Consider the following 21,600-nt stretch of genomic DNA (forward strand, 5'->3'; position numbering starts at 1 on the left):
GCCGATATAATGGATTTCAACTGCAAGGCACGGCCAAGAACATACACCAGAGGAGAGCGCCCCATGAATCCAATCGACATCAGCCACGTCTATCTTCAATATAAATCCGAAATCGTTCATTATCTATACAACCTCTTGAAACATCCGCAAGATGCGGAGGATGCCGCCCAGGAATGTTTCATCCGGCTGCTGCAAAGCAAGGCCGACGTTCCCGAGGATCGAATCCTCTATTATCTAAAAAGAATTGCCCGCAATCTCGCCATGGATACCTTCCGCAAGCGTACCCGGACGCACAGACGCGACAGCAAGCTGGATATGCCTACCTATCATTGTGATACATACGGGCTTGAAATCGACGATGGCGTCGATGAACTGGTCTCTTTTGTCACCAACACGGAGCATCGCGAAATATTGAAATTACGCCTGATTCACGGTTTCTCGGTTAAAGAGACAGCACAGTTGGTAAACCGGAGTGAGGGCATGATCAAATCTTCGGTCTTTCACGCCGTCAACCGGATCCGCGCCAAGATCATCTCCTAGCGGTCCATTTTTACAAAAATCGTCATCTTGCATCGCGGAAAAGCATTTTTCGCGTCGAGTCTTCCACTCAGGCTGCGGGAAACCAGGAAAAAGCGCCTATCCCTTGCAGCCCATATCTCCTCATTTTCGTATAATCCAGACGGATAACGTCCCCCATTGGACCACAGGAATGCAATTCCAAAGAAACGCCCCATTCCGTGTATTTCTCTCATTCATTCCAATTTCCTTTGTTTTCTGCGATAATCCCTCCTATTTTCAATGGTGTACATGTCGCCATAGACGGCCCTTCAGTGGTTCATAAGACCTGTTTTAACAATTTATGACCATGTTTTTACATATTGTTATGACGATGTGAGATTTTGGATGTTAAACTATGAACGGATTGTGGAATCCACTAATTTTTGGGAGGGATTTTGGTTGGCTAACTGGAAAAATTGGAGAGGAAAAGGGGTAAAAGCGTTTCTGGCCGTATCCATGGCCTTGCCGCTTCAATTCGGATTATGGGATGCCAATGCATCGGTACATGCAGAGGGTCCGACCGACCCGGCTCCTTTCATTCAGGCCAAGGTTGTCAATGAAAATGCAGGTAAAAAGGTATTGTTCGACAATACCCATGCTCAAACGGCGGGCGCTGCGGACTGGGTTATTGACGGCGGTTTCTCCGATTTTGCCAATGGCCTTGCAAACGAAGGCTATGATGTCAAAGAACTGCGCAAATCGACGCCCATCACGTATGACGATCTGAAGGATTATAACGTGTTCGTCGTCGCAGAGCCTAACATTCCATATAAAACATCGGAACAGGCAGCCATGAAGCAATACGTCGAAAACGGCGGCAGCATTTTCTTCATCGGCGACCATTACAATGCCGACCGCAACAAAAACCGCTGGGACGGTTCCGAAGCCATTAACGGTTACCGCCGCGGCGCATTCGGCAATCCAACCAAAGGCATGAGCGCCGAGGAAAGCAATTCGGAAGCCATGAAAGACGTGACCAGCACGGACTGGCTGTCCGAGAACTTCGGCGTCCGTTTCCGTTACAACGCGCTCGGCGACCTTAACGCGACGAACATCGTTCCTGCCGATCAGGCATTCGGCATTACGGAAGGCGTATCTGCAGTAGCGATGCACGCTGGGTCCACGCTTGCGATCACCGATCCGACGCAAGCCAAAGGGATCGTATACCTGCCGAAAACAAACGCAGCTTGGCCAAATGCGGTTGACCAAGGCGTTTACAACGGCGGCGGCGTTGAAGAAGGTCCTTACGTAGCCGTATCCAAACTTGGTGCAGGCAAAGCCGGCTTCATCGGTGACTCTTCCCCGGTTGAGGATGCTTCTCCGAAATATTTGCGCGAAGAAACCGGCGCACGCAAAACAACGTATGACGGCTTCAAAGAAGTGGACGATGCCGCGCTGCTCGTCAACATGGTAAACTGGCTCGCTACGCAGGAAAGCTACACCAGTCTGACGCAGGTTCCCGGCCTGCAACTGGACAACCCTACGGCACTGCTGCCGTTCGAAACACCTGCCCTGTCCACGGAGCCTCAGGCAGAACCATGGGCCGCACCTGCTGCAGGATACAAATGGTATGACCGTTCCACCTTCAAACCAGGCTCGTACGGCGGACCTGCCTCCAGCGCAAACGCCACATACAGCTTCGTGAAGCAGGATACGCTGCCTAACGCAGAAGACTTCCAAATTCGCGTCGTCGTTGAAAACATGCCTGCCAATACGACCGTATCCGGCTTCAGCGCAGGGATCTACCTGGCTGGCGGTACCCAAGTAGCCATGGTTCAGAACGAGAGCGGCACTTGGCCGACCTCCTATGGATACAGCTCGGCCTTCAGCGTGACGTCCGATAGCAAAGGCCGTGCCATCAAGGATTTGAACGTGCGCATCAAACCGGGCACTTCCGGTGCAGCCAACCTGCGCCTGCGCCTGAACGGAAGCAACCTGATCACGAATGCCGTGACGATCGCCAACGTTCCGGCCGAACCGCTTCCGGGAGAAGAAGGACCGATCCCGGCACCAATCAGCATCGCCGAAGCACGTGCCAAAGCCATCGGCTCCACGGTGACCGTGGAAGGCGTAATCACGACCGAGCCGGGCGCATTCGGCGGACAAGCCTTTTACATGCAGGATGAAACCGGCGGATTGTACGTCTTTCAAAGTGCCAGCGGATATCATGCAGGCGATGTCGTGAAAATTACTGCGGCATCGGCGCTGTATAATACCGAGTTTGAATTGACCGATATCGTTGCCATCGAGAAAACGGGAACGGCTTCCATTCCCGCTCCAGTAGAGGCTCAAACGGTAACGGCAGACAATCAAGGGCAGCTGCTCGAACTGAAAGACGTGACGATTCAAAATATCGTCAGCGCCGCGCCTGCAGGCTCCTTTGAGTTTGACGCGGTAGCTGCAGACGGCACAAGCACGCACATCCGCGTGGATACGCGCACCGGCGTAAGCCAGTCCTCCTTCCCTTATGCGGAAGGCGACAAAATTTCCATCACTGGCGTATCCGCTATTTTCAAAGATGTGTTCCAGTTGAAACCAAGAAGCCTGGACGATTTTGTTCCGGCTGAGCAAGAAGAACAGGAACCAACGACTCCAGCAGCGGGGGCACCGGGTACACCGGTGCTTTCCCACAACAATGGTCATGCCAACGGGCTGCTTGAAGGCACGTACACGGTCAGCATGAACCTGTGGTGGGGCGAGAACGCAACCAGCTACAAGCTGTATGAAGACGGCGTGCTGATCGACACACAAAAGCTGACTTACAATGCACCGATGGCTCAATCTGCCGAAACGAAAATTCAAGGCAAATCCAACGGTACATATACGTATGTCGCTGAATTGACGAACGACAAAGGCACGACTCGCAGCCAAACGCTGACCGTGACCGTAGCCAATGCCGCTCCAGGCAAGGCCGTGCTTTCCCAGGACAATTGGGATGGAGATGGCAACTACAAAGTCAGCATGAACCTGTGGTGGGGAACCAATGCCACGGAATACCGTCTCTATGAAAACGATGTGCTGATCGACACGCAAGCGCTGAATGCAGCAACGCCTTCTGCGCAAAGCGCGGTAACCGAACTGTCCGGACGCGCTCAAGGTACGTATACGTACCGTGCTGAGCTGGTGAATTCAGCCGGTGTGACAAGCACCGAAACGATTACGGTTCAAGTCACAAAAGCGTTGCCTTTGGCTAGCTAATTGCCTCTGGTAAAGAGAGCATTGGCGCATGCCCCTCGCATGAGAAGCCCACGTATTTGACGCTTCACCACGTGTTACGCCTCGCCTCCGCATGAAACGCCTCAACGCAAAAACCGAAACCGGACACGGCCTTATTGGCCAGTTCCCGTTTCGGTTTTTTTCTCGTACCTGTAACGAACCTGACACACCTTATTCGGGATTATCAGGCCTTCTTGAAATGGTAACGAACCTGAGGAGCGCTATTTCAGCCCAACCCATGTACCAAGACCCTGAAATCCACAAATAAGGTGTCTGAGATTCGTTAGCGCCGGAATCAGCTTGATATCGCCCGAATAAGACGTGTGATGTTCGTTAGCGCTCGCGGTTACCCGATCATCCGTAGACGTTGTTCCCCGTTCTCCCCTTTGCTCCCCATACTCCGCCCTTTTCAACCAATTAACGCACACTATCATAAGTCCGATTTATAACCCAAACGCGTTGTCTCGACATCGGTCAATGAGGCGTGTCTTTAGCTGGCTGTTTGCTCCCAAAAAGGGGCCAACTGGACCGATATAACCTCTATAACTTCTTCAAACGTCGTTTCCACTGAGCGGTCTTGAGGGTTCCGGCTCCACTGCAAAGCCGATCCGAATATGCCCCAACTGATAACGAGTGCCATAGCTTCCAATTTTTCTTGCGAAAAGCTCTGTGTGTCCACTTCATTTATCCGTTTAAGCAGGAGTCGATGAAGATCCTGATGCATGATATTTTCAAACATCGCTTCAAACTGCTTGTCTCCCGGCGTACTACATTGATGAAACCGCAAAAGAAAATCGAGTATGGTTTGAATAAGGATTCGCAAATTGCCCGCATTGCAACTTGTTCCTTCCGGCAATCTATCCCTTATAGTCTTCTGGAACTTTTCCGTCATCCAATATTCAAGAAAATCATATTTATCCTGAAAATGCGCATAAAACGTTGTTCGATTTACGGTTGCTTGTTTCGTGATATCGTGCACAGAAATGGAATAGACGTTTCTCTTTTTCTCAACCAAATCGTTAAAAGCCTGCACGAACAATTGACGGGTTCTTTTAACACGCGGATCCTCGGGATTTACCGACATCTTATCCCCTCTTTCTCTTGAACTCAAATAACAGACAAAAGGACAAAAATGTTGGGAACACAACACAAACAGCTTTTTGCAGGTTGTTTGCACGGGCTTATTCCTTTTATCTTTTACTTAAGAGGTTGTTCAAAAAGTCACTTTTTTGAACATGCACTTATACGATTATGATTGCACAAACCAAATCGTATAACAAGAAAATCTCTATCTGAATTGCGAACGAAAGGATGAGTGCATAAATGATTGTTGTTACTGGAGCGAATGGAAAATTAGGTCGGAATGTCGTAGAAGAACTTCTCAAGCGTGTTCCAGCCGGGGATATTGGTGTGAGTGTCCGTGATGTGAACACGGTACAAGATCTAAAAGAACGCGGAGTTCGTGTTCGGCAAGGAAATTTCGATGATTCCGAGAGTCTTCTTCACGCCTTTGAGGGAGCGTCTCAAGTTCTTATGATCTCGTCCCACTCCTTGGGGGAAGCTGCTGTTCGTCAGCATCATACCGCAATCGACTCGGCAAAGAAAGCTGGTGTTAGTCGACTGTTGTATACTAGCCAAATGTTTTCATCTGCAACGTCGCATTTTCCTCCCATGGACGTTCATGCTGCTACAGAAGAGATGCTAAAATCTTCAGGACTGGCTTTTACGTCGCTGCGAAACGGCTTTTATGCCGCATCAGCAATCATGTGGATGGGTGATGCCTTGAAAACAGGGGAATTGATTGCTTCGGAAGATGGTCCTGTTGCCTGGACCACCCATTCCGACCTGGCTGAAGCCACAGCGGTAATCCTGACAGAGCAGAGATATGAAGGAATAACTCCCCACCTTACGGCTTCCGAAGCGATTGACATGGATCGAATCGCAGCGATTGCTTCCAAGGTCTTGGATCGACCGATTCGGCGAATGGTCGTGTCGGATGATGAATATCGGAACCACTTGGTATCCCGAGGACTGCCGGAAGTGATGGTCGGCATGCTTACGGGGATGTTTCAGGCAAGTCGACAGGGAGATTTCTCGCAAACCGATCCCACTTTGGAAAACCTGATTGGAAGATCGCCGGTGAGTTTTACGGATTTTTTGAAAGACTCGATTTCGTAATAACACCTTAACACTGACTGTTTGGAAAAAAAGTGATGAGCACCTGGATGCTATAGCAGGAACAATGAACAATCATTCGAACACAGCCCTCAACTTAATGACAATGTGTGAGTTGTTGATACTTATATAAAAAGGAGTGCAGTTGCCACGGCCATGTTTATTGACCGACGTAACTGCACTCCTGATTCCTTCATGTACTTTGCACGGAATCAAGCATAGCACTGAACTATCGAACACTTCCATTAAACGCTTATTTTCGACCCTGATTTACACCAGCTTCTTGCGAATGTAACCGGAAATCAGGTCAATGATCGTAATCATCACGATGATGCCCAGCAAAATGATGCCGACGCGCGGCCAGTTCCGCGTGCTGAGCGCAAAGATCAGCGGCGTGCCGATTCCCCCTGCCCCAATGACGCCCAGAATGGTTGCGGAACGTACGTTGATCTCGAACCGGTACAACGTATAGTTGAGGAATCCAGGCAGCACCTGCGGCAGCACGGCAAACCACAGCTGCTGCATGCGCGTGGCCCCGGAAGCGAGCAACGCTTCGGAAGGACCGTAATCGATATTTTCCACTTCGTCGGCAAACAGCTTGCCCAGCATCCCGATGGAATGCAGCCCGAGTGCAAGGACCCCCGCGAAAGAACCCGGTCCCACGGCCTTGATGAACAGCAAAGCCATGATGATTTCGGGAAAGGTGCGAATGAAGCTCAGGACCATCTTGCCTGCCCCGGATATTGCACGAAAGCGGCTCATGTTTCTGGCGGACCAAAAAGCAAACGGAATGCACAGCACAGCCGAAATGACCGTTCCCAGAATCGAGATCGCCAGCGTGTCGAGCAATCCTCGCAGCAAATCTTCACCTTCCGGCAAATAGACGAAATTCCAGTCCGGCGAGAAAATCCCGGCTATGATTGCCTTCATGATCTGGCCGGCCGTATCCTTGAGGCCGGTAAACGGTACACCTGCCAATGCCCAGGCATATACCAGGATCAACAGCAGCACGATGACCCAGCGAAGCGGGTTCTTTCGTGGTTTGCGCCGGATGGCGCTTGTTTCATTTTTCATCATAGCAACTTCTCCCGCAGCTTAGTACTTACATAATCGATGATGAGGACGATCGCAAGGGTAAACAGAATGATCACGCTCGTTTTGTCATACTCCAGGAATCCAAGCGTTGCCTCATAATAAAGTCCGATGCCTCCTGCGCCTACCAGTCCAAGGATAGCCGCCGCGCGCACATTGATCTCAAAGGCATACAGGACATAGGAAGTAAACTGGGCAGCCAGCTGTGGCACGACCCCATACACGATGAGCTGGATCCGGTTCATGCCGACGGCGGTCATCGCTTCCAGCGGTCCTTTATCGATCGTTTCCAGCGTTTCGTAAGTCAGCTTCGCGATCAGTCCGACCGAGAACACGGCAAGGGCCAAAATACCGGGGATCGGTCCCAGACCGAACACCGCGACGAACAGCGCGGCCAAGAGCAGGTCAGGCACGGTACGAATCAGGTTCAGCACGAAACGGGCCGGATAATAAATCCAGCGGCTCGGCATCAGGTTCCCCGCACAAATGATCGATACCGGAATCGCAATGATGGCACCGATGGTGGTGCCGATCAAAGCCATGCGAATCGTTTCCAGCATGCCCTGCACAATGTTGTCGAAGTAGGTCCAGCGTGGCGGAAACATTTCCTTCAGCAGATCCCACATATTAGGAAACCCTTCGATGAGTTCACTAAAGCTGGCATCGGTTTGTTTGGCACTGGCCCACAATAACAGCAAAATGATGATTACGGTGAGCAGATGTTTGGTGCGCCCCGGCGGTTTGGGGCGGTTGACAACCTGATTAGGTCCCAAACCCGGCTCCTTTCCCGCTCCTGTCCGTGGTTGGTGAAGTGAAGCGTTGGCCTGCCCCTTCATACCAGCACTTCTCCCTGCTCGGATACAGGCTGTTTCTCCAACAACTCGTCGGCGAGAATCGGTCTGCCGTAGATTTCGGCGAAACGCTCATCCGTGGCCTCTTCCACCGGACCGTCAAATACGACTTCGCCTGCACGCAAGCCAACGATGCGCGTGGCATACTCCCTCGCCAAGTCGATAAAGTGAAGATTGACGATGGTCGTGATGCCGAGATCCTGATTAATGCGTTTCAAGTCATCCATCACTTGTTTGGTTGTGAGCGGATCGAGCGAGGCAACAGGTTCGTCGGCCAAAATGATTTTGGCCTCCTGTGCAAGTACGCGTGCAATCGCCACCCGCTGCTGCTGTCCGCCGGACAGCTGGTCTGCACGGGAATAAGCCTTCTCCGCGATGTTCACCCGTTCCAAAGCCTGGAATGCAAGCTCCGTATCCTCTTTTGGAAAACGGCCCAGGATGGTGCGCAGCGTGGAATGATAGCCAACGCGTCCTGCCAGAACGTTACGAAGCACGCTCGATCGTTTCACGAGATTGAAGCTCTGAAAGATCATCCCGATATCGCGCCGGATCATGCGCAATCGCTTGCCCTGCGCTTTGGTGATCGAACTGCCATTAATCAGAATCTCTCCTTCGCTTATATCATGGAGACGATTAATGGAACGCAGCAGCGTCGATTTTCCCGCACCGGACAATCCTACGACCGCGATGAACTCGCCTTGTTCAAAGGTAAGATTGATATTGTTGAGGCCTTTCGTACCATTCGCGTACATTTTGGTGACGTTATGAAGCTCGATCATTATGCTAATCCTTCTTTCTATAATGGGATCTATCGGAGGGCAGCAGTAACGGGACAAGCCAGCACAGCGTATGTCACGCTGAACTGGCCTGTCCGCACTGCGAATACATCTGTTTCATGGGATAGAAGCGAATGACAATCGGATGATTTTCAATCGTCTACGTGATCGAAAACTACTCGGTTTTTACTTTTTCTCCGTATTGACGAACGATTTCGAACTTGCTGTCGTCGGACTCTACATAACCTTCATGCGTATAAATTTCTTTGATGATCTCATGACCTTCCGGATCTTTACCGATGTCGATGAAAGCTTGTTTCAGCTTCGCGGACCAGTCAGCGTTCATATCCGTACGTACCGCGATGGTGTCGTTAGGAATAGGCTCTGTGAACGCCAGTACACGTGTATCTTCGAATACGGTCGGGTAGTCTTTGGAAACCGTGTTGCGAGCATCTTGGAAAATCGCCGCGGCATCAACGTCGCCGTTCAATACGGCGATAACGCCTTGGTCATGCCCTTTTACCGTTACAGGCGTTACATCTTTCAATGGATCGATGCCTTTATCCAGCAGCAGACCTGCCGGCCATACATAACCTGCGGAAGAAGTTACGTTTTGGTAAGCGATTTTTTTGCCTTTCAGATCTTCAATGGATTGGATCGGCGAATCTTTCTTCACGATAAACATGGATTTATAGGAATCGGCCAAATCCTCTGTCGGAGCACCTGTTTCATCATTCACGCCAAAACGCTGCGCCTGCAGGATAACTTGTGCAGCGCCTTTTTCTTTAGCAAGCACGTAAGCTGTCGGAGGCAGGAAACCGACATCGACTTTTTTGGAAGCCATGGCTTCGATGATCGTGTTGTAGTCTGTCGATACGCTGACTTTAACCGGGATGCCCAGTTTGTCGCCAAGCAGCTTCTCCAGCGGTTTAGCTTTTGCTTCCAGCGTATCCGCGTTTTGGGATGGTACGAATTGCACCGTCAGTTCAGTAGGAACGTAACCTTCGGCAGTTTTGTCTGTGTCTGCCTCGTTTGAGGACGTTCCGGAGGCCGCATTCGAGCTCGAATTTGTTCCGTTAGCGGAATCTGTAGTTGTACCCGCGTTTGACCCACAAGCACTTAATAGCAGAATGACAAGCAACAATGGTAAAAATAATGCAGACTTCTTCAAGCGAACACCCTCCAAAGAGTTTCTATTTTTCAATACTTGTCTACTATAGTTGTCAATGATTAGGGTGATGTGAAACGAAATTTGGAGTTTTGTAAAGTTTCTTGTCAGGCTGTCAGCCCGTTTCGAATCTGTTAGAATAGCCTCATTATGGCTCGTCACCGAACCGGCTCCATCTCGAAATGCAACAGAAACGGAATCACGCCGTGATCGAACCTGCCCATTTTATACCCTAGAGGAGATTGTAAAATGACATCATCCAACCGCACGGCCCGTGTCGACATCATGTTTACCAGCGACCTTCACGGGGCCATTCGCCCCATTCAGTACAATACAAATGCCCCGCGCCAAGCCGGTCTCGCCCATCTCGCCACCTTGATCCGCCGGGAACGGGAGCGTTCGCCCGAAATGCTGCTGATCGATAACGGCGATCTGCTGCAGGGCTCTCCGCTTGCTTCCTATGCCGCCGCATTCAACGAAGCCGATTCGACGCATCCTTTCATCCATGTATTGAATGAGCTCGGCTACGATGCTGCGGTCATGGGTAACCATGAGTTCAATTATGGACAAGGCATGCTGCGCAAAGCGGTGGAAGATTCCCGCTTCCCTTGGCTGTCCGCCAATATCGGTTTTGCAAGGAGCCCGCAGCCGGACGACAATGCTGGACTTCCTTGGGAGGGGCATGAGACGGATCAACCGGATTACCTTACGTACGACGATGAACGCATCGTCATCCATGCTTATGGTGACTCTGATTCGTTAATACCGCCATCTGCTCCTGCAGGGGCAGCCATTCCGGCATTCGGCCCACCTTATTGGATCAAAACGTTATCGACAGGCGTAAAGGTCGCCATTCTTGGCGCCACCACCCACTACATTCCCAACTGGGAGCATCCGAAAAACATCGAAGGTTTGCACTTCGTTGACGCTTTGGAAACGATCCGTGTCTGGGTGAACCATATTCGCCAAACGGAACAACCGGACGTGCTCGTGGTCAGTTACCATGGAGGCTTCGAATGCGATCTTGAAACAGGAGAGCCTGCCGAGCGGCTTACCGGGGAAAATCAGGCATACGCCATCTGCCGCGATATCGAAGGCATCGATGTATTGTTAACCGGACATCAGCATCGCGAGCTGACGGGCCAAGTGCACGGCGTCACCATCATCCAACCAGGATTCAATGGCCATGCCGTCGGCCAAGTATCGGTGCAGCTGGAGCAACAGGCCGAGGGGCGCTGGCAGATCACGGATAAAGCGGCTCGCCTGCTTCATTCCAGCGAAAGCGGCCTGGAGGCAGATGCCACCGTCCTGCGTTTGACGGAACAGCTGGAAAGCCTGACTCAGGCATGGCTGGATCAGCCGATCGGCGAAGTACATGGCGATCTGACCATCAAAGATGCCACGACCGTGAGACTGGCCGCCCATCCGTTCATCGATTTCGTACATCGGGTTCAAATGGATGCTACTGGCGCGCAGGTGTCGAATACGGCGCTGCTGAGCGAGGAAGCGCGCGGCTTCGGTGCACGCATCACGGTCAGGGATGTTTTGTCCAATTTCATCTACCCGAATACCTTGACGGTGCTTGAGCTCAGCGGGCAGGACATCCGCGAAGCGTTGGAGCAAACCGCGCGTTACTTTGTGCTCGATGCGGGTGGTCAGGTCGTCGTTAATCCGGCCTATATCGATCCCAAACCGCAGCATTACAACTACGACATGTGGGCAGGGATCGAATATGAATTGGATATTTCCAAACCGATGGGCAGCCGCGTAGTCAAACTGGAACGCAACGGAACTCCTATCGGCCCGGAAGATACATTCTCTGTTGTTATGAACAGCTACCGCGCTGCCGGCGGCGGCGATTACGCGATGTACCCCGGGAAAAAGGTGCTGCACGAAGGCGCGACGGACATGGCCGCTTTGGTCGAAGAATATGTTCGCAGACATCGGCCGTTAACGGTGCAACAGCCCGACAATTGGAAGGTGGTTGGCGGGAGCACAAACGGATCATGATTCATAATGAAAGAGCAGAACCCGAATTCGGGCTCTGCTCTTTATTTTTCCTTTAAACGCAGATGTACAGGAAGCTAACCTACCTTAACCTACCTTGATCCACGCTCCCCTTTCATCGGCTGAACGTATCTCCGCTTCGACGATTTCGAGCGAACCGACGGCGCTCTCCGGTGTACATGTTGCAACAGATGTGCCTTCCGCCACGGAACGGATAAAATACTGGAGCTGATGGTAATACCCCGATTCTGGTGAAAGCTCGGGAATGAACCCTGGTGCGTTATTCGGGTTGACCTTTAGCTCGCCGTTCTCGAATACCAGATTGCCTTGTTCAAAATTCACGCGATATGTCATCGAGAAACCGTAATCGCCTCCCAACGTCCAGTCCGCCTGAGCATTGAGGACTTTGCCGTCCGAGTATGCATAATGCGTGGAGACGGCATCGTAACCGCTTCCCGGAATGACGTTCCGGGCCAGCGTGGATACCCGATCCGGCTTGCCGAACAGCCAGTGCACGATATCCGTGTCATGAATGTGCATATCCAGAATGCAGCCGCCGCTTTTTTCCCCATCCAAAAACCAGTCCTGCGGCGCACCTGAACCTCTGAAAAAATAACCTCCGGTTACCGCGCCATAACGGCCGTCTTCAACCACAGATTTCAGGTAAGCATATGCCGGCCAAAAACGCAGGCATTGCCCGATCATCAACGTTCGCCCCGTCTTCCGGGCCGTCTCCGCCATGTTCCAGCCATCTGCCGAATGGCGCGCCACCGGTTTCTCGCAGAGCACATGAATGCCTTTGTTCAGAATTGAACGCGCAATCTCAGCATGCAAGGGTGTTGGCAGCGTCAAATCAACGATATCCAGTTCCTCCTGCTCCAGCATGGCCGCAATGTCATCATACAGGCGATAAGCTGACAGGTCGTATACTTCCTGCTCCGTGGCCATGTTACCGGATGCTTTTCCGCTTTTCAGTTCCTCGATTCTCAAGTCGCAGATGGCGACCAACTCCACCGGCTCCCCTTCCGAAGCCAGGCGTACATAATTGTCGAAATGCATCCGTCCCATAAAACCAAAACCGACCAATCCCACTTTCAACATAAATTCTGCCTCCCGATCGAAAATGTAAGTTCGATAACACGTAGTTACCCGTATTTATATCTGAGAGCGGCCCAGAATGGCATCCATCGCTTGGGATGTGTTAAATACAATATGATTGGAATGATGCGTATACGCCGGAATCATCTCCGCAGTCACGTAGTTATCGTAACCGATCGCGCGCAACGCTTCCATCACCGCCGGATAATTCACGTCACCCGCCAGAAGATCCACAAAGCCGTGCAATCCCCCTGCCTGACGGCGGTAATCCTTGAAATGCACCTTTTTGATCCGGTGACCCAAAATGCGAACCCAATGCTCCGGGTATCCGCCCTGCACCACATTACCCACATCGAAATAGGAGCCGACATAAGGGGAATCGAATCCATCGATGAAGCTCTTCAGCTCAAGCGGTGACACCAGAAATTTGTTCCATACATTCTCGATGCCGATCGACACCCCGGCACTCTCCGCATAAGGCAGCAAATGAGCTATCGCTTCCTGAGCCCGTTCGTAGGCAACTTCGTAATCGGTCACTTCGCTATCCGGAATAAAATCGACGCCGACGGCACCGGGAATGACGAGAATGGTATCCACGCCCAAAGCCGAGGCAAGCTCAAGCTGTTTTTTGCATACGTCAAGCGCTTTCGCACGAATTTCGGGCCGGGCGCTGGTCATCGGATAATCCCAATACAGTCCCGTGGCCAGTCCGGCAATTTCTAGTCCGGCTTCCTCCAGTCGTCCCTGAATATCCCGGACTTCGCGATCCGACGCGGACAGGCTCAGCTCGCCTTCTCCATTCAGCGAAAGCTCAATTCCATCGAATCCTGCCCGGCTGGCCGTCTGAATGCAATCCGCAATAGATGCATTTTCCGGAAACGACCAAATGTTTATTCCTTTTTTCATACCCCAATCCCCTCCTGTAATTGATGCAAATAACGGCGGCCTTACGATTGGATCGTCATACGAATCGAACAAAGCCGAATCGATCAGGCAAATGAAAATTAACGGCGCCGGTAGGCTGCCAGGCCTGATACTCCCTCGTTCCCCGTATATCCTCGTCAATGCGGTACATGTTAACTCTCCAACACGTCCCTTCCATCAAAGGTGACTCGAAATTGCTGGCAGGAATATGGATCGAATACACCAAATTGCCGCGATCATCCGACTCCACCGTCGTCTGAATTCCCTCCATGCTCCAGTTCATATCCGCTCTTATCCCTGAAGCCACACCTTCATGACGAATGAACGCATCAAACACAACGTTGCGCGGACTGACCTCCAGTTCCATGTATTGCTTGCCGTCTCCCTGTTCATCAATGAACAGTTCGACCACATCCTGCTCGTAGAGCGGCTGATCACGTTCCGCGAAATCGGAAACGACATGATCATCCTCGCACACATACCGGATATGCAAATACTCGGGACTCCAGCCCATGCGCACTTCCGTAGACTGACGCGCAGGCTTGCCAGTCACCGTATCCACCAGTTCCAGCGGTTCGCACCGTTCCCAGTCCCTCACAACGGGAGGGCCGCTTTGGAACAAGGTGTTCTCCAGTCGTCTGCAGCAATAGACAGATCTGGATGCGACTACCGGGAAGCCCACCATGCCTCATCCCCTTTTTAAATGAATCCGTGACATTGTTTCTCTTCATCAAACATGTGATAATACTTGTATTATAGATGTTCCGCACCATTTTTTATTTAGGGAATCAAGAGATTTTTTGCACGATTCCGTTTGAATTCCAGCCTATTTTTTTATCACCAATTTATCCTGAAAGGAGAACCTTCCATGCCTCCCCAACAAAATGGTTATCCGCTGAAACGCATCGCGAATTACGGGGAGTGGTCTCCCAGCGTCCACTATGCCCAGTTCCAGAGCCTGCCCCCGGGCAAGCTGGCGAAACGGCGGCTGTACGATTTCGAGCTGCTGTATGTAAGCCAGGGCGAGGCAGCAACCTATATGTATGATCAACGTTATGCGCTGACAGCGGGACAACTCATCGTCTTGCCTTCAGGCATCCACCACCAGAACGAAGTCGTCTCCAGCCCCGAGGCACGCTTCATTGGCATTCACTTTGATTTCTTCAATGAATCGACCATCCAGACCGAAGCCGACATGGTCGTAAACGAAGAGAACGTGCAGGCCCACAAGTTCGCGGCGGAAGCCTGCGCCGAAGGGATGAAACCGTTATCTTCGACTCCCATTTATACTCCCTCTCCTTACGCAGTACAGCTTATGGAGCAACTTGTGCATGAATTCACGATGCGTCCCCCGGGTTATGAGCTGGCATGCAAAGCATTGATGCTGCAATTGTTGACCCAATTGCTCCGTTCTTCCTGGGTTAGCGCGCCCCGCCACGCATCCGTTCATGACGACAAGCTGTTGGAGATCATGAAACAGATCGAGACGAGTCCCGGAGAAAAGTGGACCAATACCGGCATGGCCAAACAATTGAACCTGAGCGTGGATCATATGGCCAAATTGTTCCGACAAGTGGCCGGGATTCCCCCAAACGAATATATCCAGTCCATCCGTTTGCGCGAGGCGCGCAGGCTGCTGCGGGAAACCGACGACTCCATCGAAATGGTCGGCGCCCGAAGCGGCTATCCGGACATTCACTATTTCAGCCGCCTGTTCACCAAACACGAGGGCATCTCTCCCCGCGAATACCGGAAGCTGTCCAGAATGCTGTAAAAGAGGCCGATCTTAAGGCGCCTCATAAGAAAAAACGAGCTTCCTGCCCCCGGGCAAAAAGCTCGTTTCTGGATAATGCGTTTCAAACCAATGAACGATGCCAAGCTGGCGTATCCCGCACACCGCCTAAATCGTCGAAGAAGAATGATCGCGTTTACCGTTCGAAGACTGCCGAAATATGCAGCGATACGGAATGATCATTTTCACGGCTACTTCGTATTGATGCTCCAAATAGTCGAGCAGCTGTTTCACGGCAAACATGCCCATTTCCAGCTTGGGTACGTGGATTGTGGACAACGGAGGCGAGGTGAATTCGGAGATTTCGATGTTGTCCACGCCAAAAAAAGCAATGTCATCCGGAATCCGGAGACCCTGTTCCGTAGCCGCTCGCATGGCTGCAATAGCCATCATGTCGCTGGCAGCAAAAATGGCGGTTGGCTTGCCCGCATTGTTGGCAAACGCCTTTTTGGTCAGTTCGTAACTGAGCGATACATCCCATTTCACATCGATGACCCAATCATCATCAATCGTCAAACCGGCTTCCTGCATGGCGCGCCGATAACCAAGGAAACGTTTTTCCGCGCGAAAATCATTTTTGTACTCCGCTCCCCCGATATACGCAATCTGCCGATGTCCCTGGTCGATCAGGTGTTTGACGGCTTCCCTGGCCGCCGCTTCCCGATCGTAACCAACGACCGGAATATCCGGATCGGTGATATCCACTCCGACCACCGAACGAACATTAGCCTTGATCCAGCGGTAGGCTTCAGGGTCGATCCGTTCTACGACGATCATGCCGTCAATCCGATGCTCCTTGACCAAAGCCTGCATTTGCAGCGTATCTCCATCCTTCTCAATGCTGTACACGAACTCCAGTCTCATGCCCAGATCTGTCAGCTGTTTCTCAATGCCTTCCATAATGACCGAAAAATACGGACTGTTATATTTATTTTGCGGCATCGCAACCACGCAACCGATCGCATACGCCGTTTTGGGCTCCAGCTTTTTTTTCTTGGCAGGTCGCTGCGAACGGTATCCGAGTTCCTCTGCCGCATCCCATATTTTTTTACGGGTTTCATCACTGACGGAACGGTTCGCATCGTTCTTCATCACGCGTGAAACGGTAGAGATCGAAACGCCCACCCGGTCTGCAATATCCTTCAATCTAGCCATGTGAAGTCCCAACCCTTCATCTGTCATTCTATTTCAAGCCCCAACTCGATTGGGGCAATTTTGTCCATTTTAACACAAATTTGCGGCAAATTTAATCTTATATTTCAGTTTGAAAGAAGTCAACGTGACGTCATGCATGCCACCATGGCTCGCGTCCCCACAAGCAACGGAACCGTTTCTCGCAAATGAAGACGGCAGCCCGGGTCGGACCCGGGACTGCCGCTTATTCCAGTATTTTTGCCTACATCGATACATTTGAATCCAATCCCATATTTACTCCTGAACGAATGGTTTCATCACGATCTGATTATTGCATCTTGGACGCCAGATCCTGAAGCGCCGCATCCAAGTCGCCTTCCCCTGCAAGGGGGAGCTTCAGCGACTGTTCGCCATATGTCCATACCAGATCGGTTTTCTTCGTGGTGAACGGCGAAACGATGCCGTACTGCTGTGCATCCAGGAATATCTTATTGTCTTCTCCGACGGTGGCGATATACGCATCCGCTGCCGCTTTATTCGCCGGAATGGAGTATCCTTGCTTCGCCAGTTCGGTCTGTCCGTCCGGGCCGGCAAGCCATGCGAGCAATTTATAGGCGGCCTCTTCATGCGCGGTGTTCGCGCTGATCGCAATGCCTGCCGGTTGAACCACGGTCTGATTCGTTTTGAATTTCGGCAAATACGAAATGCCGTAGTTCACTCCGGCCTCCTGATAGTTGGTGGTGTTCCAGCTTCCGCCCGGATTCATCGCCACCTTTGCCGTGGTGATCGCCAGGTTGACCTGGCCTCCCAACCCTTCAATCTGAGCAGGGGTGGTGTTGATTTTTTTGTTTTTGGTCAGATCGATGAAATAATTCAGCACTTCCTTCGCTTCCGGTGTATCCAGGGCAAGGGAACCGTCGTCATTCACCAGCTTCGCGCCGTTGGACCACAGCTCAGGCTCCAGGAACCAGTCCATCGTCGACCCTGGCGAAACGGACATGCCCCACTGTACAATGTTGTTGGCATCGAACCCTGATTCGGCCGCAGTTTTCCCGTTTTTGTCCAGCGTCATTTGGGTGGCTATATCAGCAATTTCATCCCACGTCGGTTCAAGTGACGGTACCGCTGCTTGCTGAGGATTCGTCGCAGGGTCCTCAAACATGTCTTTGTTGTAATACCATACGATGACATTGGCATCGATCGGCAAAGATACTTGTTTGCCCTGATATTGGTGAAGCCCCAGCAGGCTTTTGTCCACATTGTTCAGATCGAACCCGTTCTCGGCGAGCAGCGTGTCCAATTCTTTGAAAATGCCCAGCTCGGCGTATTTCTCCACGTAGGCGTAACTGGTTTTGAACACGTCGGGGAGCGTGCCCCCGGCTGCATTCGCCGTCAACCCATCCCAATAGCTGCCCCAATCCTTGCCCTCCAGCTTGACCTTCACATCCGGACTCGCCTTCATGAATTGATCCAGAAGTTCCTGCGTCCGGTGCAGCTCTTCTGCCGTTCCCCACTGGGAGTACGTTATCGTTACAGGTTCGCCCGGAGTGCCGCCGCCTTCGGCAGAACCCCCGGATTCGGAAGATCCCCCGCTTCCACATCCACTGATGACCATCATCGCCGCCAGCACAAGTGCCCACACATTGAACAGCCGTTTGCCCTTTGTTCTCATATACAACTCCCCTTTACGTCTAATCGAAAAGTCATGGCGATGCAAAAAACGGAAAGCCGACAGCCCGTTTACCCCTTGGTGCCCGTCAGCACCACCCCCTCGACGATATAACGCTGCGCAAACAGATACAGCAGGCCAATCGGCAGTATGCTGATGAATGCTCCCGCGGCAAGCGCGGGCAGATCTTGGCTGGTCTGGCCGATCAGCAGTTGCAGTCCAACGCTCAGCGTGAACATTTCCGCATTTTTGATATAAAGGAACGGCCCCAGAAAATCGAGCCAGGAATTCACGAAGGCAAAAATAATGGTTGTCATGATAATCGGTTTGGATAGCGGCATGATCACTCTGGCGTATACCGTCCAGCGATTGCCGCCGTCGAGATAAGTCGCCTCGTCCAGCTCTTGGGGAATGGTCATGAAAAATTGCCGGAACAGGAAAATGTAATAGGCTCCGCCAAGCCAGGATGGAACGATGAGCGGCAACCAGGTGTCGATCCAATGCAGCTTGGTAAAAAGGACGTATGAGGGGATCATCATGATGGACGGGGGAATCATTAACGTGACCAGCACGATGGGAAACAGAATATTCCGGTATCTGGTAGCAAACCGTGAGAATCCGTAAGCGACAAGAGAACTGGACACCACAGCTCCCGCCGCAACGAAAAACGAGATGAACAACGAATTTTGTATCCAGTGCCACATCATCGGCTGTACGGCGAACAACCGTTCAAAAGCTTCAAGACTGAATTTCTCCGGCAAGACCGTAGGAGGTACCTTGTACGTCTCAGCCTTGGTTTTCAGCATGGTCGACAGCATCCACACCAATGGTCCTGCAAACAGCATTAAAGCTGCGATCAGCAATGTATATTGGGACGCTTTTGCCACGATTTTGCGGCTGCTCATATTGCTCTCCTCCTAACGTTCTCCTTCGTAGTAGACGAAGCGGTTCGAAATTTTCATCAGGATCAGCGTCGCCAGCGAGATCAGCGCGAACAGGAAAATCGACTGCGACATCGCCATGCTGAACTTCAGGTCGGTGAAGGCTGATTTGTAGATATTGTAAACAAACGTATAAGCAGCGTAGTTCGGTCCTCCCTTGGAAAGCAGCAGCGCTTCCGTGAACATCTGAAAGTTGTACATCGTCTGAATGATGATGACAAACAGGATGGAGGGGCTGATCATCGGCAAGGTAATGTGAAAAAAACGCCGAACGCCTCTGGCGCCGTCTATGGCCGCAGCTTCATACAAATGTTTGGGCACGTTTTTCAGCGCCGCCAGGAAAATGAGTACGCCGCTGCCGGAGATCCAGACCTGCAGCATGATGATGACGGGCTTGATCGTATGTTCGCCGCCGATCCAATCCACTTTGCCCATGCCAAGCGCCCCGAGCACGCCGTTCAGAATGCCGAATTCGGAATTGAATACGAGCCGCCAGATGATGACCGTGGCTACGATGGGAACTAAAGTGGGCAAATAAAAGAAGGTGCGGAACAGCGCGATGCCTCTGACATTGAAATTGAGCAGCATCGCCAGGCCAAGCATGCCCGCCGTCACGATGGGAACGCCGAATCCGACGAAATAGAGGGTGTTCATCAAGCTTTTAAAAAAAACGGGGTCATCCATCATGTGCATGAAATTGTCAAAGCCGACAAAATTGTATTGGGTGGCTCCGGGAAGCCTCGCGTCCGTAAACGCGTAAAAAACCGAGGTTCCGAAAGGAATCATGAAAAAGGTGATGAACCCAATGATCCAGGGCAGGATGAAAAGGAAAAACAGCAGCGTGTCATATTTTCTCAGTCCATTCATGATGACACCCCTCAGCCGGAAATTTCTTCTAAGTATACATACCGTTCTTCAGTGATCGATTTCTCTGCCGCGAGGGCAATCAACAGAGCGTCGCGTCCGACCTGCGCACTGGCAAACGGCTGCTTTCCTTCCCGTACGCATTTCAAAAAATCTATGCGCTGGGTCTGCCCTCCCGTATGCCCGCCCATGATGGAATCGGAAGCCACGTCAATGTCGAGATGGTCTTTGGTCCAGTCCTGCCCTCCTACGATATCAATCGTTTTGTCGTTCCGGGCTACCATCTGGCCGCCGTTCTCTCCGATGAGGCCGATCTCAAGTCCTTCACCCATCAGATTTCGCGGTTTCAAGTACATGCACAGGCCCAGATTGGCCTTGCTGCCGTTATCGTAATCAATGGTGATAAAGGCATGGTCGACGATCGAGGTATCCGAAATCTCTTTGGGCTCGTAGTGGCTGTAAGAATTCCGAATCAAGTTAGGCTCCCCCTGCTTCATAACGTGTTGTCCCCCGGAGGCAAAAACCCGTACCGGCTTCGCCTGGATCATCCAATTGAAAATATCGAAATGGTGGCAGTCCTTCTCGACGATCGCACCGCCGGATTTGGATTTGTCGTAGAACCAGTCCGCAGGCGGGAAAGGATCGCGAAACTCCTTGCACCACATCAATTTAACGTCGCCAAGGCGTCCGCTCTCCAGTTCTCTCGCCATCCGTCGGTACAGATTGGAATATCGGTACACCAGCCCGATCTGCAGCGTGCGCCCTGCCGTCTCGGCAGCCTGAATGATGGCATCGCAATCCTCGATCGTATGGGCTACCGGCTTTTCCAGAAATACATGCTTGCCTGCCTCCAGGAAAGCTACTGCAACTTCCCGGTGCAAATAGTTGGGAACACTGATGACGACGGCATCCAGATCTTCTTTTTGCAGCAATTCCCGATAATCCTTCACCACGACCGGACGGCTGTGTTTGAGCTCGGCCAGCGTTCGCTCCACATTCGCTTCGTTCATGTCGCAAACATAACGGACTTCGCTCTCCTCAAGCCGATCAAAACCGATGCAATGATGCGACCCCATATCCCCGACGCCGATAAAACCCATTTTTATCTTATCCATGCTCACACTCTCCGTTACTCATAAATTTGCGGCAAAAGCCTTAAAGCGATAACGATGTCAACAAAGCTAACAAGGGATTGAATATGTATCGATAGTAAAATAGTTCAGAATGATTGTCAATCGTTTTTGGCTAAATTTTAAATTATCTTTGCGGCAATAAAATTCAATCATTTTATCAATAACACAGGAAGATATTTGTTTATTTATAGCGTGTTAAGCG

At 51.5% G+C, this 21,600-nt stretch carries 18 protein-coding genes; 5 read left to right on the forward strand and 13 right to left on the reverse strand.

All coding sequences use genetic code 11. The annotated features are described in order from the left end of the window. Positions 1–63 precede the first annotated feature (63 nt). Entirely contained in the window at positions 64–540 is a 477-nt protein-coding gene (locus tag L6H98_RS24185) for an RNA polymerase sigma factor (RefSeq protein WP_236420240.1), read from the forward strand. 474 nt (positions 541–1,014) lie between these two features. Further along, complete coding sequence (locus L6H98_RS24190) at positions 1,015–3,756, forward strand: chitinase N-terminal domain-containing protein (RefSeq protein ID WP_236420267.1); 2,742 nt, start codon at positions 1,015–1,017, stop codon at positions 3,754–3,756. Positions 3,757–4,264: 508 nt separating this feature from the next. Here the strand turns inward: L6H98_RS24190 and L6H98_RS24195 are convergent. Continuing rightward, the gene (locus tag L6H98_RS24195; RefSeq protein WP_236420241.1) at positions 4,265–4,858 is read right to left on the reverse strand and encodes a TetR family transcriptional regulator; all 594 of its coding nucleotides are present in this window, start codon (positions 4,856–4,858) and stop codon (positions 4,265–4,267) included. Between the two features lie 239 nt (positions 4,859–5,097). Between L6H98_RS24195 and L6H98_RS24200 the strand changes: the two genes are divergently transcribed. After that, complete coding sequence (locus L6H98_RS24200; protein ID WP_236420242.1) at positions 5,098–5,952, forward strand: SDR family oxidoreductase; 855 nt, start codon at positions 5,098–5,100, stop codon at positions 5,950–5,952. 267 nt (positions 5,953–6,219) lie between these two features. Here the strand turns inward: L6H98_RS24200 and phnE (L6H98_RS24205) are convergent, their stop codons facing one another. The 4 genes from phnE (L6H98_RS24205) to L6H98_RS24220 all read right to left on the reverse strand — a co-directional run bounded on the left by phnE (L6H98_RS24205) (position 6,220) and on the right by L6H98_RS24220 (position 9,839). Then, positions 6,220–7,026, reverse strand: a complete 807-nt coding sequence (gene phnE, locus L6H98_RS24205) for a phosphonate ABC transporter, permease protein PhnE (protein ID WP_236420243.1) — start codon at positions 7,024–7,026, stop codon at positions 6,220–6,222. Next, a complete protein-coding gene (gene phnE, locus L6H98_RS24210; protein ID WP_236420244.1) occupies positions 7,023–7,877 on the reverse strand; it encodes a phosphonate ABC transporter, permease protein PhnE in 855 nt (284 codons plus the stop codon). Before phnE (L6H98_RS24210) ends, phnE (L6H98_RS24205) begins: the two co-directional genes overlap by 4 nt. Beyond that, positions 7,874–8,671: a phosphonate ABC transporter ATP-binding protein gene (gene phnC / locus L6H98_RS24215; RefSeq protein WP_236420245.1), complete on the reverse strand. Its 798-nt coding sequence runs from the start codon at positions 8,669–8,671 to the stop codon at positions 7,874–7,876. The genes phnE (L6H98_RS24210) and phnC overlap by 4 nt, the downstream gene beginning before the upstream one ends. 172 nt (positions 8,672–8,843) lie before the next feature. Next, a complete protein-coding gene (locus L6H98_RS24220; protein ID WP_236420246.1) occupies positions 8,844–9,839 on the reverse strand; it encodes a phosphate/phosphite/phosphonate ABC transporter substrate-binding protein in 996 nt (331 codons plus the stop codon). A 246-nt stretch (positions 9,840–10,085) separates the two neighbouring features. Between L6H98_RS24220 and L6H98_RS24225 the strand changes: the two genes are divergently transcribed. After that, positions 10,086–11,846, forward strand: a complete 1,761-nt coding sequence (locus L6H98_RS24225) for a bifunctional UDP-sugar hydrolase/5'-nucleotidase (protein WP_236420247.1) — start codon at positions 10,086–10,088, stop codon at positions 11,844–11,846. A gap of 84 nt (positions 11,847–11,930) precedes the next feature. On the opposite strand, the gene L6H98_RS24230 is transcribed toward L6H98_RS24225, so the two are convergent. Genes L6H98_RS24230 through L6H98_RS24240 form a run of 3 tightly spaced genes read right to left on the reverse strand, consistent with a single transcriptional unit; the run spans position 11,931 to position 14,550 of the window. Next, on the reverse strand, positions 11,931–12,944 hold the full coding sequence (locus tag L6H98_RS24230; protein WP_236420248.1) for a Gfo/Idh/MocA family oxidoreductase: 1,014 nt from the start codon (positions 12,942–12,944) through the stop codon (positions 11,931–11,933). A gap of 54 nt (positions 12,945–12,998) precedes the next feature. Next, positions 12,999–13,847: a sugar phosphate isomerase/epimerase family protein gene (locus L6H98_RS24235; protein ID WP_236420249.1), complete on the reverse strand. Its 849-nt coding sequence runs from the start codon at positions 13,845–13,847 to the stop codon at positions 12,999–13,001. A gap of 55 nt (positions 13,848–13,902) precedes the next feature. Then, on the reverse strand, positions 13,903–14,550 hold the full coding sequence (locus tag L6H98_RS24240) for a carbohydrate-binding family 9-like protein (RefSeq protein WP_236420250.1): 648 nt from the start codon (positions 14,548–14,550) through the stop codon (positions 13,903–13,905). A 183-nt stretch (positions 14,551–14,733) separates the two neighbouring features. Here L6H98_RS24240 and L6H98_RS24245 point away from each other — a divergent pair, with 183 nt between their 5' ends. After that, positions 14,734–15,639, forward strand: coding sequence for an AraC family transcriptional regulator (locus L6H98_RS24245; protein WP_236420251.1), 906 nt, complete (start codon positions 14,734–14,736; stop codon positions 15,637–15,639). Positions 15,640–15,765: 126 nt separating this feature from the next. On the opposite strand, the gene L6H98_RS24250 is transcribed toward L6H98_RS24245, so the two are convergent. From L6H98_RS24250 to L6H98_RS24270, 5 genes are all read right to left on the reverse strand, one after another. Next, complete coding sequence (locus tag L6H98_RS24250; RefSeq protein WP_236420252.1) at positions 15,766–16,812, reverse strand: LacI family DNA-binding transcriptional regulator; 1,047 nt, start codon at positions 16,810–16,812, stop codon at positions 15,766–15,768. A 307-nt stretch (positions 16,813–17,119) separates the two neighbouring features. Then, the gene (locus L6H98_RS24255; RefSeq protein WP_236420253.1) at positions 17,120–18,463 is read right to left on the reverse strand and encodes a sugar ABC transporter substrate-binding protein; all 1,344 of its coding nucleotides are present in this window, start codon (positions 18,461–18,463) and stop codon (positions 17,120–17,122) included. A 68-nt stretch (positions 18,464–18,531) separates the two neighbouring features. Beyond that, a complete protein-coding gene (locus L6H98_RS24260) occupies positions 18,532–19,365 on the reverse strand; it encodes a carbohydrate ABC transporter permease (RefSeq protein ID WP_236420254.1) in 834 nt (277 codons plus the stop codon). Positions 19,366–19,377: 12 nt separating this feature from the next. Then, a complete protein-coding gene (locus L6H98_RS24265; RefSeq protein ID WP_236420255.1) occupies positions 19,378–20,268 on the reverse strand; it encodes a sugar ABC transporter permease in 891 nt (296 codons plus the stop codon). An 11-nt stretch (positions 20,269–20,279) separates the two neighbouring features. After that, the gene (locus tag L6H98_RS24270) at positions 20,280–21,380 is read right to left on the reverse strand and encodes a Gfo/Idh/MocA family oxidoreductase (RefSeq protein WP_236420256.1); all 1,101 of its coding nucleotides are present in this window, start codon (positions 21,378–21,380) and stop codon (positions 20,280–20,282) included. Positions 21,381–21,600: the final 220 nt, after the last annotated feature.

Source organism: Paenibacillus sp. JJ-223, from assembly GCF_927798175.1.
Classification (GTDB): Bacteria; Bacillota; Bacilli; order Paenibacillales; family Paenibacillaceae; genus Paenibacillus; species Paenibacillus hubeiensis.

Coding starts and splice junctions, on each gene's coding strand:
- L6H98_RS24185 (WP_236420240.1), top strand. CDS start 64: ATGAATCCAATCGACATCAGCCACGTCTATCTTCAATATAAATCCGAA.
- L6H98_RS24190 (WP_236420267.1), top strand. CDS start 1,015: ATGGCCTTGCCGCTTCAATTCGGATTATGGGATGCCAATGCATCGGTA.
- L6H98_RS24195 (WP_236420241.1), bottom strand. CDS start 4,858: ATGTCGGTAAATCCCGAGGATCCGCGTGTTAAAAGAACCCGTCAATTG.
- L6H98_RS24200 (WP_236420242.1), top strand. CDS start 5,098: ATGATTGTTGTTACTGGAGCGAATGGAAAATTAGGTCGGAATGTCGTA.
- phnE (WP_236420243.1), bottom strand. CDS start 7,026: ATGATGAAAAATGAAACAAGCGCCATCCGGCGCAAACCACGAAAGAAC.
- phnE (WP_236420244.1), bottom strand. CDS start 7,877: ATGAAGGGGCAGGCCAACGCTTCACTTCACCAACCACGGACAGGAGCG.
- phnC (WP_236420245.1), bottom strand. CDS start 8,671: ATGATCGAGCTTCATAACGTCACCAAAATGTACGCGAATGGTACGAAA.
- L6H98_RS24225 (WP_236420247.1), top strand. CDS start 10,086: ATGACATCATCCAACCGCACGGCCCGTGTCGACATCATGTTTACCAGC.
- L6H98_RS24230 (WP_236420248.1), bottom strand. CDS start 12,944: ATGTTGAAAGTGGGATTGGTCGGTTTTGGTTTTATGGGACGGATGCAT.
- L6H98_RS24235 (WP_236420249.1), bottom strand. CDS start 13,847: ATGAAAAAAGGAATAAACATTTGGTCGTTTCCGGAAAATGCATCTATT.
- L6H98_RS24240 (WP_236420250.1), bottom strand. CDS start 14,550: ATGGTGGGCTTCCCGGTAGTCGCATCCAGATCTGTCTATTGCTGCAGA.
- L6H98_RS24245 (WP_236420251.1), top strand. CDS start 14,734: ATGCCTCCCCAACAAAATGGTTATCCGCTGAAACGCATCGCGAATTAC.
- L6H98_RS24250 (WP_236420252.1), bottom strand. CDS start 16,812: ATGGCTAGATTGAAGGATATTGCAGACCGGGTGGGCGTTTCGATCTCT.
- L6H98_RS24255 (WP_236420253.1), bottom strand. CDS start 18,463: ATGAGAACAAAGGGCAAACGGCTGTTCAATGTGTGGGCACTTGTGCTG.
- L6H98_RS24260 (WP_236420254.1), bottom strand. CDS start 19,365: ATGAGCAGCCGCAAAATCGTGGCAAAAGCGTCCCAATATACATTGCTG.
- L6H98_RS24265 (WP_236420255.1), bottom strand. CDS start 20,268: ATGAATGGACTGAGAAAATATGACACGCTGCTGTTTTTCCTTTTCATC.
- L6H98_RS24270 (WP_236420256.1), bottom strand. CDS start 21,380: ATGGATAAGATAAAAATGGGTTTTATCGGCGTCGGGGATATGGGGTCG.